This is a genomic window from Aestuariibaculum lutulentum (genome assembly GCF_032926325.1).
GTDB classification, from domain to species: Bacteria; Bacteroidota; Bacteroidia; order Flavobacteriales; family Flavobacteriaceae; genus Aestuariibaculum; species Aestuariibaculum lutulentum.
Map to the genome: position 1 here is coordinate 2,324,992 of NZ_CP136709.1, position 14,555 is coordinate 2,339,546.

General features: G+C 35.5%; 14 protein-coding genes. 4 read left to right on the top strand and 10 right to left on the bottom strand.

Features of this window, described 5'->3' with window-relative positions:
* Nucleotides 1-4: 4 nt before the first annotated feature.
* The 6 genes from R1X58_RS09890 to kynU all read right to left on the bottom strand — a co-directional run bounded on the left by R1X58_RS09890 (nucleotide 5) and on the right by kynU (nucleotide 6,119).
* On the bottom strand, nucleotides 5-541 hold the full coding sequence (locus tag R1X58_RS09890) for a 3-hydroxyanthranilate 3,4-dioxygenase (RefSeq protein ID WP_240574801.1): 537 nt from the start codon (nucleotides 539-541) through the stop codon (nucleotides 5-7).
* 143 nt (nucleotides 542-684) lie between these two features.
* Complete coding sequence (locus R1X58_RS09895; protein WP_240574804.1) at nucleotides 685-1,467, bottom strand: SDR family oxidoreductase; 783 nt, start codon at nucleotides 1,465-1,467, stop codon at nucleotides 685-687.
* 112 nt (nucleotides 1,468-1,579) lie between these two features.
* Complete coding sequence (locus R1X58_RS09900; RefSeq protein ID WP_240574805.1) at nucleotides 1,580-3,019, bottom strand: aldehyde dehydrogenase; 1,440 nt, start codon at nucleotides 3,017-3,019, stop codon at nucleotides 1,580-1,582.
* Nucleotides 3,019-3,423, bottom strand: a complete 405-nt coding sequence (locus R1X58_RS09905) for a RidA family protein (protein WP_240574807.1) — start codon at nucleotides 3,421-3,423, stop codon at nucleotides 3,019-3,021. The genes R1X58_RS09900 and R1X58_RS09905 overlap by 1 nt, the downstream gene beginning before the upstream one ends.
* A 10-nt stretch (nucleotides 3,424-3,433) precedes the next feature.
* A complete protein-coding gene (locus R1X58_RS09910) occupies nucleotides 3,434-4,855 on the bottom strand; it encodes an FAD-dependent oxidoreductase (RefSeq protein ID WP_240574809.1) in 1,422 nt (473 codons plus the stop codon).
* Nucleotides 4,848-6,119: a kynureninase gene (kynU, locus tag R1X58_RS09915; protein WP_240574811.1), complete on the bottom strand. Its 1,272-nt coding sequence runs from the start codon at nucleotides 6,117-6,119 to the stop codon at nucleotides 4,848-4,850. Before kynU ends, R1X58_RS09910 begins: the two co-directional genes overlap by 8 nt.
* Before the next feature lie 161 nt (nucleotides 6,120-6,280).
* On the opposite strand from kynU, the gene R1X58_RS09920 reads away from it, so the two are divergent.
* The 3 genes from R1X58_RS09920 to R1X58_RS09930 all read left to right on the top strand — a co-directional run bounded on the left by R1X58_RS09920 (nucleotide 6,281) and on the right by R1X58_RS09930 (nucleotide 8,487).
* Nucleotides 6,281-7,072, top strand: a complete 792-nt coding sequence (locus R1X58_RS09920) for a class I SAM-dependent methyltransferase (RefSeq protein ID WP_240574813.1) — start codon at nucleotides 6,281-6,283, stop codon at nucleotides 7,070-7,072.
* Between the two features lie 51 nt (nucleotides 7,073-7,123).
* The gene (locus R1X58_RS09925; protein WP_240574815.1) at nucleotides 7,124-7,543 is read left to right on the top strand and encodes a (4Fe-4S)-binding protein; all 420 of its coding nucleotides are present in this window, start codon (nucleotides 7,124-7,126) and stop codon (nucleotides 7,541-7,543) included.
* Nucleotides 7,544-7,686: 143 nt separating this feature from the next.
* A complete protein-coding gene (locus R1X58_RS09930; protein ID WP_240574817.1) occupies nucleotides 7,687-8,487 on the top strand; it encodes a class I SAM-dependent methyltransferase in 801 nt (266 codons plus the stop codon).
* Here R1X58_RS09930 and msrA read toward each other — a convergent pair.
* From msrA to R1X58_RS09945, 3 genes are all read right to left on the bottom strand, one after another.
* Nucleotides 8,484-9,140, bottom strand: coding sequence for a peptide-methionine (S)-S-oxide reductase MsrA (gene msrA / locus R1X58_RS09935; RefSeq protein ID WP_240574819.1), 657 nt, complete (start codon nucleotides 9,138-9,140; stop codon nucleotides 8,484-8,486). The two genes, R1X58_RS09930 and msrA, sit on opposite strands and share 4 nt — an antisense overlap.
* 122 nt (nucleotides 9,141-9,262) lie before the next feature.
* Nucleotides 9,263-10,045, bottom strand: coding sequence for a zinc ribbon domain-containing protein (locus tag R1X58_RS09940; protein ID WP_240574822.1), 783 nt, complete (start codon nucleotides 10,043-10,045; stop codon nucleotides 9,263-9,265).
* Between the two features lie 3 nt (nucleotides 10,046-10,048).
* The gene (locus R1X58_RS09945) at nucleotides 10,049-11,143 is read right to left on the bottom strand and encodes a Nif3-like dinuclear metal center hexameric protein (RefSeq protein WP_240574824.1); all 1,095 of its coding nucleotides are present in this window, start codon (nucleotides 11,141-11,143) and stop codon (nucleotides 10,049-10,051) included.
* A gap of 121 nt (nucleotides 11,144-11,264) precedes the next feature.
* Here R1X58_RS09945 and lpxK point away from each other — a divergent pair, with 121 nt between their 5' ends.
* Complete coding sequence (lpxK, locus tag R1X58_RS09950; protein ID WP_240574833.1) at nucleotides 11,265-12,293, top strand: tetraacyldisaccharide 4'-kinase; 1,029 nt, start codon at nucleotides 11,265-11,267, stop codon at nucleotides 12,291-12,293.
* Here the strand turns inward: lpxK and R1X58_RS09955 are convergent.
* A complete protein-coding gene (locus R1X58_RS09955) occupies nucleotides 12,290-14,527 on the bottom strand; it encodes an ATP-binding response regulator (protein ID WP_240574835.1) in 2,238 nt (745 codons plus the stop codon). The genes lpxK and R1X58_RS09955 overlap by 4 nt on opposite strands.
* Nucleotides 14,528-14,555 lie beyond the last annotated feature (28 nt).

Genomic DNA, 14,555 nt, shown 5'->3' on the forward strand with positions numbered 1-14,555 from the left:
AAAATTAATCTTCAATCTTTACTTTTTTTGGTGGTTGCATTGTGGCACCACAATTCGGACAGGTACGCTTGTCGAGGTCACTGTAATAGGTGTCGAAAATTTTAGGCATATCGGTTTCAATATTATCTAAAGTAAAATCTTCTTCGTACAATTTTGTGGTACAGGATTCGCAAAACCAAAGCAGTGCATCTTTCATGCCTTCAGGACGTTTGTATTCAATCACTAAGCCAACGGTATTCGCGCCACGTTGCGGAGAATGCGGAACTTTTGGTGGCAATAAATAAATATCTCCTTCCTTAATATGAACATCTTTAGGTTCGCCATTATCAATAATTTTTAAAACAATATCGCCTTCCACCTGATAAAAAAATTCCGGTGTTTCGTTATAATGGTAGTCTTTTCTGCTGTTAGGTCCGCCAACCACCATGACAATAAAATCGCCGTCTTTCCATACCACTTTATTGCCTACCGGTGGTTTTAAAAGATGACGGTTTTCTTCAATCCAGGATTTAAAATTTAAAGGAGAAACTAATTTACTCATAGTTTTATGTTTTGGGCGTGCCCCTTCGGGTCGGGCTTTCCGCGCTACACGGTAGCTTGCTTCAAATACCTGTATTCACGAATTCATTAATTTTAAATTAATAATTAATGAGTAATCCCTCACGCAATGATTCATTTCTAAAGTTACAAACTTTTTGTGCGTCCGCCATCAACAGGAATGTTAATTCCGTTTATGTAACTAGCCGCTTCGCTTGCCAGGAATACAATGGCATTAGCCGTTTCTTCTGGCTGGGCGAAACGTTTGGCTGGCGTGTAGTTTTTCATTATTTCTGCCATGTCTTCCACGGTACGACCTTCATTTTTAGCTTTTATTTGTATAATTTCGTTTAGACGTTCGGTTTCGGTAAAACCGGGTAGTACATTGTTTACCGTGATGCCAGAGGCAGCAACTTCGGTAGCCAGTGTTTTACTCCAGTTTCCCACAGCACCTCGAATGGTGTTACTTACGCCAAGTCCGGGGATAGGTTCTTTAACCGATGTAGAAATGATATTCACAATTCTCCCAAACCCTTCATCTTTCATAAACGGAATGGTAGACTGCGCCAGCACATGATTGCATTTTAAATGCTGAATAAAGGCATTATCGAATTCATCGAGACTGGCGCTAATAATTTCGCCACTTCGAGGTCCTCCTGTGTTGTTAATTAGAATATGAAATCCGTGGTGTTTTTCAACATACTTAATCACTTGTTCCTGTAAGTCTCTTGGGTTAGAGAAATCGGCTACAATAAAATCATGTTTGTCGCTATTGGGTAATTCGGTAAGTACTTGTTTTAATTTGTCACGGTTTCGGGCCACTAGGGTTACTATAGCACCTTCTTCGGCTAAAGCAATAGCGGTAGCTTTACCAATTCCGGCGGTACTTCCGCAAACTAAAGCGTATTTGTTTTTTAAGTTTAAATTCATAGGCTTTCCTGCGTAGGCAGAAATCTTTTAAAGTTAATTATTTAGTTTATTGTGATGCTTAAACTACCTTTCGACTGCGCTCAAGGTGACATCTTTTGCATTACAAGTTGTATCAATATTTTATACATATATTTTTAGCTTCGGTAAAAAATCGTAAGGCTTCAAAACCACCTTCACGACCAACACCAGAGTCCTTTACACCACCAAACTGCGTTCTTAAATCGCGAAGCATCCAGGTGTTTACCCAAATAATTCCTGCTTGTATATGGTTACTTAAACGCATGGCACGTTTTAAATCGTTAGTCCATAGCGTAGCCGATAAACCATATTTTACATCATTTGCCATTTGTAATACTTCGTCTTCCGTATCAAACGGCATGATGGTTACTATAGGTCCAAATATTTCTTCCTGATTGAGCTGACAATCATTACTAGTAACTTCAACAATGGTGGGTTTTACATAATAGCCGTTTTCGTAGCCTTCAATAATAATTTTGTTACCACCGCATAAAATAATGTGTTCTTTTTTCGCGATATCAATATACTTTAAAATCTTTTCAAAATGTTGTTTTGAAACTAAAGCGCCAATATCAGTATCTTGATTTAATGGATGACCAACTTTCAATTGCGTTACTTTATTTACAAAATCAGTTTTAAATTGTTCGTAAATGGAACGTTCTACAAAAATGCGACTACCACATAAGCAAATCTGTCCTTGATTAGCAAACGACGATCTAACGGTTGTTTCTAACATCTTGTTATAATCGCAATCAGCAAAAATGATATTCGGATTTTTACCACCAAGTTCTAAAGATAATTTTTTGAATAAAGGGGCAGCTGTTTTGGCAATATGCGCTCCGGTTATAGTGCCTCCTGTAAAGGAAATAGCTTTAATATCGGGATGTTCAATGATGGCTTGTCCGGTTGTAGAGCCTAAACCATGCACAATATTTAGCACGCCTTTAGGTAAGCCTACTTCGTTACAAATGTCTCCCAGTAAATAAGCTGTTGCTGGAGTGATTTCACTGGGTTTAGCAACCACACAATTACCAGCTGCAATCGCAGGTGCAATTTTCCAGGTAAATAAATACAACGGAAGATTCCATGGAGAAATACAGCCAACAACTCCGATGGGTTGTCTTAAGGTATAGTTTACAGCATCCAAACCAATGCTTTGATGGCTTTCACTTGAAAACTGTGTGATGGCATGCGCAAAAAAACGGAAGTTACTTGCTGCCCGGGGGATATCGATGGTTTTGGCTAAATGTATGGGTTTACCATTATCCTTGCTTTCTATTTCCGCAAAGCGATCTAAATTCGCTTCAATGAGTTCGGAAATTTTTGTTAAAATCCGACTGCGCTCGTCCAATGTGGTTTGTGACCAACTTGGAAACGCCGATTGTGCTGCTATGTACGCATTGTCGACATCTTCTTTCCCTGAATTTGGTAAACTACCATAAATTTCCCCATCGGCAGGGCAGTAGTTGTCTAGCCATTCATTTGATAAGGGATCGTGAAAATTACCGTTTATGTAGTTTTGAATTTTAAGCATTACAGTTTTTTATAGGCCATTGCTTTTATTTCAACTACCAAATCGGGATGCGGTAGTTGATGAACCGCCACTGTGGTTCTTGTTGGGCCGGTTTCTTTATCAAAAAACTCGGCGTAAGCTTTATTGTAGCCTGCAAAGTCATTCATATTAACAAGAAAGGTAGTGACATCAACAACATCTTTAAGGGTAGCGCCTTCTTTAGCTAAATTCTTTTCAATATTTTTTATGACTTCTCGCGTTTGAACCTCAATATTTAAATGTTTCGTATTCATTTCGTCAATAACATCAACACCTGCAATAGAATTATCAGGTCGACGGGAACTGGTACCGGAAACGAAAATGAAATCGCCCACACGTTTGGTATGCGGATAGGCCCCTCGGGGTGTTACAGCTTCGCTTTTCATAGTCTTGTTTTTAGTGATGCATATTTTTAGCAACACGGTCTTCTTCTAAAATATGTTCGGTTTCTGCCTGAACTTGTTTTAAGGTGTGTTCAAGCCAGGTTTTGTTGTCCAGTTTAAGCGGCGTTTCTATATCGCCATCAGTTAGCATGTTTAAAATAGCCTTGTCTTGTGCTCGTCCTCTTAACATGGCTTCGCGATAGCCTATGTTTTCATTAAAGGTTACCAGGCCGTATTTCGAGGCATAAGCTTCTGGAAATGTTTTTTCGAAAGCCATCTCTAAGTTACGCTTTTCGCGGAAAATAGCATTGTTCACATGGCCTTTCATTTCATGGAAATTATCGATGGCTAAATCGGCAATGGCATCGGTGTCTTTTTTTCGATCTGTTTCAAAGGCTTTAAAGAGGCTTTCCCAATCGGTGAAATTTTCATCTAACAATTTATCAAATTCAGTAACATCTTCAAAGGAAGCATTCATTCCTTGACCGTAAAACGGAACAATGGCATGTGCGGCATCTCCTAATAACAAGGTATTTCCTTTATAATGCCAGGGTGAACATTTTACAGTTCCCAAAGGTGAAGTAGGGTTTTTAAAAAAGTCGTCCAAAAGATTAGGCATCAACTCTAAAGCATCTTTAAAGTAAGTTGAAAAGAATGCTGTAACGCGTTCTGGAGTTGTTAGATTATTGAAATTATACTCGCCGTCTTCATAACTTAAAAATAAGGTCACCGTAAAACTGCCATCTAAATTTGGTAGAGCAATCAGCATAAATGAATCACGTCCCCAAATGTGTAATGCGTTTTTAAAAGTTTTAAATCCGCCATTTTCAGCAGGGAGAATACTTAATTCTTTGTAGCCATGCGTGAGATAATCCTGAGAAAAGCTGAATAAAAATTTCTTTTCTAAATAATAGCTTTTTCGAAGCACAGAACCCGCGCCATCGGTCCCGATAATGACATCGGCTGCTTTTGAAAACTCAGTTTTATCTTCATATTTATAAAAATAGGAGATCTTGTTTTCAAAATCTACCGAAGTACATTTATGGTTAAAATGAATGGTGACATTGTCTAAAGCTTCGGCTTCATTAAGGAGCAGGGCATTTAAATCTGTACGGGAAATGGAGTTGATATATTCGTTCTCCTTTCCGCTATATGGTGATAAAAAGGTGTTGCCTTCAATATCATGTAACATGCGACCATGCATAGGAATACAAAGTGGCTCTGCTTTATGTTGAATACCTACCATATTCATGGCCTTAATGCCTCGGTTGGAAAACGCAAGATTAATGGAGCGCCCGGCACTGATGTCTACTTTTCTCAGGTCAGGACGTTTTTCAAAAACTTCAACATTAAATCCACGTTGACCAAGTCGCAAAGCAAGTAGCGAACCACAAAGTCCGGCTCCAATAATTTGTATGGTTTGGTTGTTATTCATTTAAAATCCCTTTTAAAATTTCAACCATGCGATAGACATCCTCGAATGAGTTGTAAAGTGGTACAGGAGCACAGCGAATAACATCGGGTTCACGCCAGTCACAAATAATGCCTGCTTCTGTTAATTTTTTATGTAATGTTTTATCGGCATTTTTTACCTGAATGGATAATTGGCAACCACGTTGATTGCTGTTTTTTGGTGTGATAATTTTAATGTGTTCGTTGTTGAGTTCGTTGATTAAAAACTCAAAATAACCAGTTAGCTTTTTAGATTTTTCGATTAGGTTTTCAAAGCCTACGTCATTGAATAAATCTAAAGAGGCCCGAATGGCAGCCATCGAAAGTATAGGCGGGTTACTTAATTGCCAGCCTTCAGCGCCCGGAAGTTGGTCGAATTCATCGCGCATATTAAAACGCGTTTGTTTATTGTGGCTCCACCAGCCAGTAAACCGGTTTAAGTTTTTATTGTAAGCATGGCGTTCATGAACAAAGGCGCCTGCTAAACTACCCGGACCAGAGTTTAAATATTTATAAGTACACCATACGGCAAAATCGGCGCCCGAATCGTGCAAATTTAAAGGTACGTTTCCTGCGCCATGAGCACAGTCGAAACCGACTTTACAACCGTAGTTTTGTCCGAGTTGAGTGATGCGTTTTAAGTCGAAATATTGTCCAGTATAATAATTTACGCCACCAATCATAATAAGAGCAATCTCATTACCATTTTTTTCTAAAATAGCTTCTAAATCTTCGTATCGTAAAAGTTCTTCGCCTTCACGAGCTTTCCATAAAATAACCCCTTCTTTGTCGTCATAACCATGATGACGTAGTTGCGATTCTACAGCATATTTATCGGAAGGGAATGCATCGGCTTCAATTAAAATTTTGTAGCGAGTTGGTGTTGGTTGATAGAAGGACACCATCATAAAGTGGAGATTGGCGGTAAGAGTGTTCATTACAACCACTTCAATAGGTTTTGCGCCAACGACCTTTGCCATACTTTCAGCTAAAAATTCATGATACGGCAACCAAGGGTGTTTGGCTTCAGTATGGCCTTCAACACCTAGGTTGGCCCAATCTTCCAATTCCTGATCAACGTAGGTTTTGGTTATTTTGGGTTGTAGTCCTAAAGAGTTACCACAGAGATAAATCAAGTCATTTCCGTGTTTGTCTTTCGGAATATGAAATTGATTTCGGTAAGAAGTCAATATGTCATTTTGGTCTAATTCTTTAGCGAAATCAAGACCAGATTTAAAGTCGAACAAAATAGTTTCGTTTAGTTTTCTAAAAAATTATGTTTCCTAAAGTTAGGAATAAAGTTGTTAACCTACTCTAATTTCAACTTCTAAATTTTGTATATTTAATGAAATGTATTGATTATTAGTGGCTTTGGTGATGGGTGGATAAATTCGAAAGTTTTATAACAATGGAAATTAATGATGTATGGAAAGCAGGAGACCCGTATGAATACTTTATGGGAAGATGGAGTTCATTAATGGCTGCAAAATTTCTTAAATGGCTAGATGCAGGTTTGGGAAAAAACTGGCTTGATGTTGGTTGTGGAACAGGTGCCTTAAGTGAGTCTATTGAACAACATTGTAAGCCAATGAGTTTAAGTTGCATCGATCCGTCAGAGGGTTTTATTGAACAAGTGAAACAGAGAATTTTAATTACCGGTCAATTTAGAGTTGGAAGTGTTGAGAATTTACCGTTTAAAAATGAAAGTTTCGAGGTGGTAGTTTCTGGTCTTGCCTTGAATTTTTTTCAGAATTTAGAAAAAGCACTATCTGAATTAAAAAGAGTTTCTAGACCTAATGGTGTTATTGCGGCTTATGTTTGGGATTATTCCGATAGGATGGATTTCTTGAGGTATTTTTGGGATGCAGCTTATCAAATTGATTCAAAATCAAAAGTATTCGATGAGGGATTACGATTTCCAATTTGTAATTCAGAGAACTTAATTAAAGCATTCGAAAAGGCCAATCTAAAAAATATTGAATCGACTAAACTTGATATAGAAACAAATTTTAAAAATTTTGATGATTATTGGAATCCATTTTTAGGAGGACAAGGTCCAGCACCAAGTTATTTAGCTTCTTTGGATAGTGAGCATAAGGAAGCTTTAAAAAGCAATCTTCAAGAAAGACTAAAATCTGAATCTGGTGGTTTAGTGAAGCTGTTAGCAAGAGCCATAGCTATTAAGGGAAAGTTTAAGTGAAATTTATTAATAGCTTCCTATATATTAATTTATAACTTAATAGATAACATCATGGATAAGACAAAAGAATATACAAATGGAGAAGTAACGATTGTCTGGAAACCTGAAAAATGTATCCACTCCGGTATTTGTGCTAAAGGTTTACCTCAGGTTTTTCAACCTATGGTTCGCCCATGGATTAATATTGATGGTGCTAAAACGGAAATATTGGTAGATCAGGTTAAAGCTTGTCCGTCGGGAGCTTTGAGTTATTATATGAACAACAAAAAAGATAAAACCTCTGAAGTTTTAGAGGCTCATGTTGAGGTTTTAGAAAATGGTCCGTTATTAGTTTATGGCACGCTTCATATCAGTCATAAAGATGGAAGTCAGGAAGTGAAAAATAAAACCACGGCATTTTGTAGGTGTGGACATTCTCATAACAAACCTTTTTGTGATGGATCGCACGCTAAGGAGAATTTTAAAGGCTAAAAGAAAAAGCGCTTCAACTGTATAATTGAAGCGCTTTAAATATATAGAGACGCATACGCGGAATATTAAATCTATATTTCCTTAAGCCGATTTATAATATATACGTTATAAAGATGCTTTTGGATGTTAATGGTGGTTAAAAGATGAATAAAAATTCGGAATATTTTGAAGTCAATAAAAAGACTTGGAATGACAAGGTTAAGATTCATGTAGAAAGTGAAATGTATAACTTTGAGGCTTTTATAACAGGTAAGACTTCTTTAAATTCTTATGAGCTGTTGGCTTTAGGAAATGTTCGTGGAAAATCTTTATTGCATTTGCAATGTCATTTTGGGCAAGATACCTTGAGTTGGAGTAGAGAGGGAGCTATTTGCGTTGGTGTAGATTTAAGTAATGAAGGCATTAAAATGGCGAAAGGTCTTAATGACGAATTGGGTTTAGATGCTAAATTTGTTTGTTGTAATGTACTAGATGTCCCCGATTATATTTCAGAAACATTCGATATTGTTTTTACAAGTTATGGTGTTATTGGCTGGTTGCCGGATTTAAAACCTTGGGGTAAAATTATAGCCGATCGTTTAAGGTCAGGAGGTGTTTTTTATATTGTTGAATTTCATCCTATTGTTTGGATGTTCGATTATTTAGAAGGTAAGCCAGTTATGAAGTATGGCTATATGCAGGACGAAGTGATTTATGAGGAATATGAAGGTACTTATGCGGACACCAAATCGAAAATAGTAAGTAAGGAATATGGTTGGAATCATGGTTTAGGTGAAGTAGTTACAGCATTAACAGAAGCAGGTCTAAGCATAGAATATTTACGGGAGCATGATGAAAGTCCGTATAATGTTTTACCAGATTTAGTAAAAACCGAATCTCATAATTATGTAACTAAAGACCGTTTGTATCCTTTAATTTTTGAAATTAAGGCGACAAAACCTTAATGATTTTCTTTTAGCAATTCTGGGAATTTAGCTTTAAACCGATTTAACCTCGGAATAGAAACATTGCGTACATAAGGATTGTTGGGATGCAGGCGTTCGTAATTTTGATGATAATCTTCAGCTTTCCAGAATTTTTGAAACGGATATACCTCGGCTGCGATTTTAGCATTTAGTTTTTTTGCTAATACTTCTTTTTTCTTCAGAATGATAGCCTTCTGTTCTTCATTCTGATAAAAAATAATAGAACGGTATTGCGAGCCAATATCATTACCTTGTCCGTTAACCTGAGTCACATTTTGCGAGCCAAAATAAACATCAACTAAAGTTGAAAAACTTACTATGTTAGGGTCATAAATCACTTCAACCGATTCGGCATGCCCCGTTTTTCCCGTGTTACTGGCTTCGTAAGTAGGGTTTTTAGTATGACCTCCGGAATACCCGCTAATCACTTCATCTACACCTTTAATACTTTCATAAATAGCTTCAACACACCAAAAGCAGCCACTGGCAAAGTAAGCGCGAGCTTTTCCATTTTTTAATGGGACTTCTACTGGATTTGAGTTTATTATCGCTTCCTGAGCTTTTGAGTTTTGGGCTGTATTCTGACAACTTATAATTAGGGTAAGGGTGAAGGTGAAAATAAGATGTTTCATTGGTTTCGAGTTGTTGCGTTTTAAGATTTAGACGTTACAATTTTAAAAACCTTAATAATTTGAAATAAAAAAGCCTTTACTCAAAATTGGTAAAGGCTTTTAAATATTTAGTTAGAAAGTTATTAGCTTATTTTAGCGAATAATTTTTCCATTTTTTCTTTTTGTTCTTCAGCTAACTGTGCATCAACTAAGATACGTCCACTGTGCTCATCAGTAATGATTTTTTTACGAGCAGCAATCTCAACCTGAATTTGAGGTGGAATAGTGAAGAAAGATCCTCCTGAAGCACCTCTTTCAATTGGTACAACAGCTAAACCGTTTTTCACGTTTTGACGAATTCTGGTGTATGCAGAAACTAAACGCTCTTCAATTTCGTTTTTGTAATCTTCAGATTTTTGAATTAAAGCTTTTTCTTCTTTTTCAGTTTCAGCTAAAATATCGTTTAACTCGCTTTTCTTGTGTTTAAGGTGCGTTTCACGCTCTTTTAAACGCTCTTTAGTTTCAGCGATAACTTCTTTTTTCTGTTCAATTTGAGCTTTAAATTCTTTAATGTGTTTTTCAGCTAATTGAATTTCTAATTCCTGGAATTCAACCTCTTTAGTTAAAGAATTATATTCTCTGTTATTTCTAACATTTTTTTGTTGCTCGGTGTACTTTTTAATTAAAGCTTTAGCTTCTTCAATAAGATTCTTTCTAGATGCGATGTCGTTGTCAATAACTTCTAAACTAGAAACTAATTTTTCTAATCTGATGTTAAGACCTGCAACTTCATCTTCTAAATCACGAACTTCTAAAGGAAGTTCTCCACGAACATTTCTAATTTCATCTATACGTGAATCGATGAGTTGTAAATCGTATAAAGCTCTTAAGCGCTCTTCAACAGTTACTTCTTTATTTTTAGCCATACTTTAAAAATACTTAACAGGATTGGTATTTGTCTTTGATAAAATGATTGCAAAATTAGTAATTTTTTTTGTAAGATGTGCTACTAAACCGTTTTTTGTGAACTGCTCACTTTCATAATGTCCAATATCGGTTAGTAGGATGCTGTTTTCAGCCGTAAAAAAGTCGTGATATTTTAAATCGGCTGTGATAAATGCATCAGCACCAGCGGCTTTAGCAGCATCAATAGCAAAACTTCCAGAACCGCCAAGTACCGCAACTTTTTTAATGTTTTTATTTAAAAAGGCAGAATGACGAATACATTCGGTATTCATTTTGTCTTTTACATAGGTCAAGAAGTTTTTTTCATCCATAGATTCTTCCAATTCGCCCACCATGCCTATGCCTATATGCTGATTTTTATTTTCAATAGTAACCACTTCATAAGCCACTTCTTCGTAAGAATGGGTGTCGAACAAAGTTTTAAGAATTTGAGATTCTAAATGTTTTGGAAAGGTAACTGTTATTTTAGTTTCAGCCTCGGTATGTGTGACGCCGCGTTCTCCAATAGTAGGATTGGCATTTTTATTAGCATTAAACGTACCATAACCTTCCACATTAAAGCTACAATTATTATAATTACCAATAGTTCCGGCACCAGCATTGAATAAAGCCGCTCTAAGTTGCTCGGCTTCATTTTTAGGAACATAGGTAGTTAGTTTTTTTATGGTTTGTAGTTGTGGAATTAAAATCTGCTTATTGCTTAATTTGAGCTGATTACAAATCATATCGTTAACACCATGAAACGTATTGTCTAGGGCTGTGTGCATGGTGTAAATGGCGATATCGTGTTTTATGGCTTTAAGAACAACGCGTTCTACATATGTTTTTCCTGTTATTTTTTTAAGTCCTTTAAAGATGATAGGGTGGAAGCTGACTATTAAGTTGCAGTTGTTTTCGATTGCCTCATCTACAACAGTTTCTAAAGTATCAAGCGTTACTAACACGCCTGTTAATTTCGCTCTTTTATCACCAACAAGAAGGCCTACATTATCAAAATCTTCGGCGTAAGCCAAAGGCGCTAAGGTCTCCAAGTGGTCAATAACATCCTGAATTATCATGAAATTATTTTGTTTATACCAAAGATAAAATTTTAAGTCATTTAGAGACAATAATTATTAAGTTTTAGAAAACCTAAAGATTCTTTAGTGAGATGAAAAATGCTTATATTGCCACGTTAAAATGAAATTAGATTGGGGCCTGATGAAGTTAATTAGAAAAATAGTCTTTCCGTTTGTACCTGTATATTATTTAATTACCTATTTGAGAAATGTATTGTATGATCGTGGTGTGAAAACATCATCATCTTACGACTTTCCGGTTATTTGTGTAGGTAATCTTAGTGTTGGAGGAACAGGTAAAACTCCTATGATTGAGTACTTGATTAACTTATTGAAAGACGACCATCTGGTAGCGACATTAAGCCGAGGTTATAAACGAAAAACAGAAGGGTTTCAGTTAGGTGATGAACAATCAATAGTGGAAACTCTGGGTGATGAACCTTTTCAATTTTACAATAAGTTTGGTAACGATATTCTGGTGGCGGTAGATGCCGATCGTAGAAATGGCATAAAGCAATTACAAGATTTAGATGGAACCCCAGATATTATTTTATTAGATGATGCTTATCAGCACCGAAAAGTAAAAGCTGGGTTTAATATTTTACTTTCTGCTTATAGTAATATTTATACTAAAGACTGGATGTTACCAACCGGAAATTTACGAGAACCCAGAAGTGGAGCAAAACGTGCCAATGTTATTGTGATAACAAAATGTCCAGACGATTTAAGTGAATCCAGAAAACAACATATTATTAAGGCTATTAAGCCTGAACCGTATCAGGAAGTATTTTTTAGTTCCATTGAATACGATACCAATGTGTATTCATCTCATGAAACAAAATCTTTAGAGACATTTGGAGATTTTACTTTGGTAACTGGGATTGCCAATGCGAATACTTTGGTGAAATATTTAAAAGAAAAAGGAAAACATTTTGATCATTTAAATTTTGATGATCATCATAATTTTACTGATCAGGAAATTTTATTACTGAGTACAAAATCGACGCTCTTAACCACAGAAAAAGATTTTATGCGTCTAAAACAATACGATGTACTTAAAAAAAGATTATACTATCTCCCAATAAAAACAAAGATTGACCGACCGGAAGTTTTTAATAAACTTGTTTTAGATTTTGTTAACGCTAATTAAGCGGTTTCAGATCTACCTTTTTTAGATGCTAAAGCATTGTAAAGTTTTTTCTCAAACTCTTCCTGCTTAAATGGTTTAGGAATAATATCGGTAAATCCAGCTTCCTCAAACTCATGCATTTTATCTTCAATGGTAACAGCTGTAAGTGCAAAAATAGTAAGTTCCTTATCAAAGGTTCTCACAATTTTAGTGGCTTCTATACCACTAATGCCCGGCATATGGATATCCATTAAAATGATGTCGTACTTATTGGTTTTAATCTTATCAACCGCAGCTTCACCGTTGTCAACTATCTCACAATTTAGCTTCATTTTAGTTAAGATTTTCTTGGTAATCATCTGGTTGATTTTGTTGTCTTCAACCACAAGAACCTTAACGTTTTCTAGGTCTAAATCGTCTGGATTTCCACTAAAGTAAGTGGTTTTGTTGTCTAAGTTTTCTTCGGTCGCCGTATATTCTAATGGAATTTCGAAGTAGAAAGTTGTTCCTTTTCCAAGTTCACTTTTTACATAAATTTTTCCTTTAAGAATATCAATTAAACCTTTAACAATAGATAAACCTAATCCGGTACCTCCGTACTTACGATTAATTTGTATCGAACCTTGTGAGAAACTTTCAAACATATGGTCTTGTTTCTCCTGACTAATACCAATACCGTTATCTTCTACTTCAAATCGAAGGGTATAGATTTTATCGTTTTCTTCAATTTTATAGATTCTAATCCATATATCGCCGTCTTTGGTAAACTTAATTGAGTTACCAATAAGGTTAATAAGGATTTGAGATATTTTAATTTGATCGGCAATAAAGTTTTCCCCAAGCGTCGTGTCGTATTCCAGATGAATTTTAACATTATTATCTTGTGCAGAATTGTTTAAAGCCAGGATAATATTGTTGATTTTTTTCTTAAGGTTGAATGGCTCTGGTTCAATATCAACTTTATTAGCTTCAATTTTATTAATCTGAAGAATATCATTAATAAAGGTTAATAGGTAATCTCCTGAGAATTTTAAAGATTTTAAATGCTGAATTTGTTCCGGTTTCGGGTTTTCTTCCAGCAACATATTACTTAAACCAGTTACAGCATAAAGCGGTGTTCTTAACTCGTGTGTTACGGTTGAAAGGAAGTTTGCTTTAGTTTTCGAAGCTAATTCAGCTTTTTCTTTAGCAATAATAAGTTCTCCATTTTTTTTGTGGAGCATATTATTGGTCTTTAACCTGATGTTGTTGTTTTTGTATAAGGACAGTGTCAATAACGATAAAATGGTAATTAAGGCCACACTTAAAATCGAGATTAAGGTTCCTAAATTTTTATCGTCTTCAGCTTTTTCCTTATCCTCAGATAATTTAGCGTTTTCCTGTAAAGCAAAATCTAATTTGGCTTGAGTCTCCTGTGCTTTAGAATAGTTAGCACGTTTAATGCCTGCTAAAGAATCTGAAATTTCAATGTGGTATTTTAAATTTTCTCTTGAAGCCCTAAAGTCTTCAAGTTCATTGTAGATATCGCTGGTAATTAAATAGCCTTTATCTAAAATGCTTAAAAAACCTTCCTGTTTGGCTATGGCTACACCTTCGTTTGCAAGCGTTAGCGCTTTTTCGTTATTCTTAAGTTTATTGTAAACAATGGCGTGATAAACTAAATCTTCACTTTGTATTTTAAGTAAATCATTTTTTCTGGCCAATGCTAAAGATTGCTCAATAACATCGCGGGCTCTGTTGTAATTTTTTAAAAGTAAGTAGGTTTTACCTTCAGCAAGAAGCACATCGGCTAAATCGGCATGTAATTCTTCTTCTTCAAATTTAGATTTTGCTGCTCTGTAAGAATCTAGAGCCTGATAGTACATTTTTTTTGCAGCATAAACATCACCAAATATCTTATAGGATTTACCAAGATTGACATTGTCGTTTATGGTACGCTGTATTTCAACAGCTTTGTTTAATGAATTTATAGCCTGTTCAAACTCTTCAACATACAATTGAAGTTTTCCTTTTAGGGCATAGATTATGGCTATATTTTCTTTGTTATTGGTGTTTTCTGCAATTTTAAGAGCTGAATCCAGGTTTTTTTGAGCTTCATAATAGCTGAAGTTCTCCAGATTTTTTTGAGCATTTTCAATGTGATAATTGATTTCATTTTGAATTAACTCTGGATCATCATTGGCAGAATTCTGCGATGAAACACACATGCTAAAGAGCAATAGTAGTAGGACTATGTAACTTTTTATTTGAAGCATTTTAGATATGTTTACCGACAAATATAAA

What these genes read in the sequence shown, in the direction of transcription:
- msrA (WP_240574819.1), bottom strand. Translation starts at nt 9,140, where the DNA reads ATGAAACATCTTATTTTCACCTTCACCCTTACCCTAATTATAAGTTGT.
- R1X58_RS09910 (WP_240574809.1), bottom strand. Translation starts at nt 4,855, where the DNA reads ATGAATAACAACCAAACCATACAAATTATTGGAGCCGGACTTTGTGGT.
- R1X58_RS09955 (WP_240574835.1), bottom strand. Translation starts at nt 14,527, where the DNA reads ATGCTTCAAATAAAAAGTTACATAGTCCTACTACTATTGCTCTTTAGC.
- R1X58_RS09930 (WP_240574817.1), top strand. Translation starts at nt 7,687, where the DNA reads ATGAATAAAAATTCGGAATATTTTGAAGTCAATAAAAAGACTTGGAAT.
- R1X58_RS09900 (WP_240574805.1), bottom strand. Translation starts at nt 3,019, where the DNA reads ATGCTTAAAATTCAAAACTACATAAACGGTAATTTTCACGATCCCTTA.
- R1X58_RS09940 (WP_240574822.1), bottom strand. Translation starts at nt 10,045, where the DNA reads ATGGCTAAAAATAAAGAAGTAACTGTTGAAGAGCGCTTAAGAGCTTTA.
- R1X58_RS09925 (WP_240574815.1), top strand. Translation starts at nt 7,124, where the DNA reads ATGGATAAGACAAAAGAATATACAAATGGAGAAGTAACGATTGTCTGG.
- R1X58_RS09945 (WP_240574824.1), bottom strand. Translation starts at nt 11,143, where the DNA reads ATGATAATTCAGGATGTTATTGACCACTTGGAGACCTTAGCGCCTTTG.
- R1X58_RS09895 (WP_240574804.1), bottom strand. Translation starts at nt 1,467, where the DNA reads ATGAATTTAAACTTAAAAAACAAATACGCTTTAGTTTGCGGAAGTACC.
- lpxK (WP_240574833.1), top strand. Translation starts at nt 11,265, where the DNA reads ATGAAATTAGATTGGGGCCTGATGAAGTTAATTAGAAAAATAGTCTTT.
- R1X58_RS09920 (WP_240574813.1), top strand. Translation starts at nt 6,281, where the DNA reads ATGGAAATTAATGATGTATGGAAAGCAGGAGACCCGTATGAATACTTT.
- R1X58_RS09890 (WP_240574801.1), bottom strand. Translation starts at nt 541, where the DNA reads ATGAGTAAATTAGTTTCTCCTTTAAATTTTAAATCCTGGATTGAAGAA.
- R1X58_RS09905 (WP_240574807.1), bottom strand. Translation starts at nt 3,423, where the DNA reads ATGAAAAGCGAAGCTGTAACACCCCGAGGGGCCTATCCGCATACCAAA.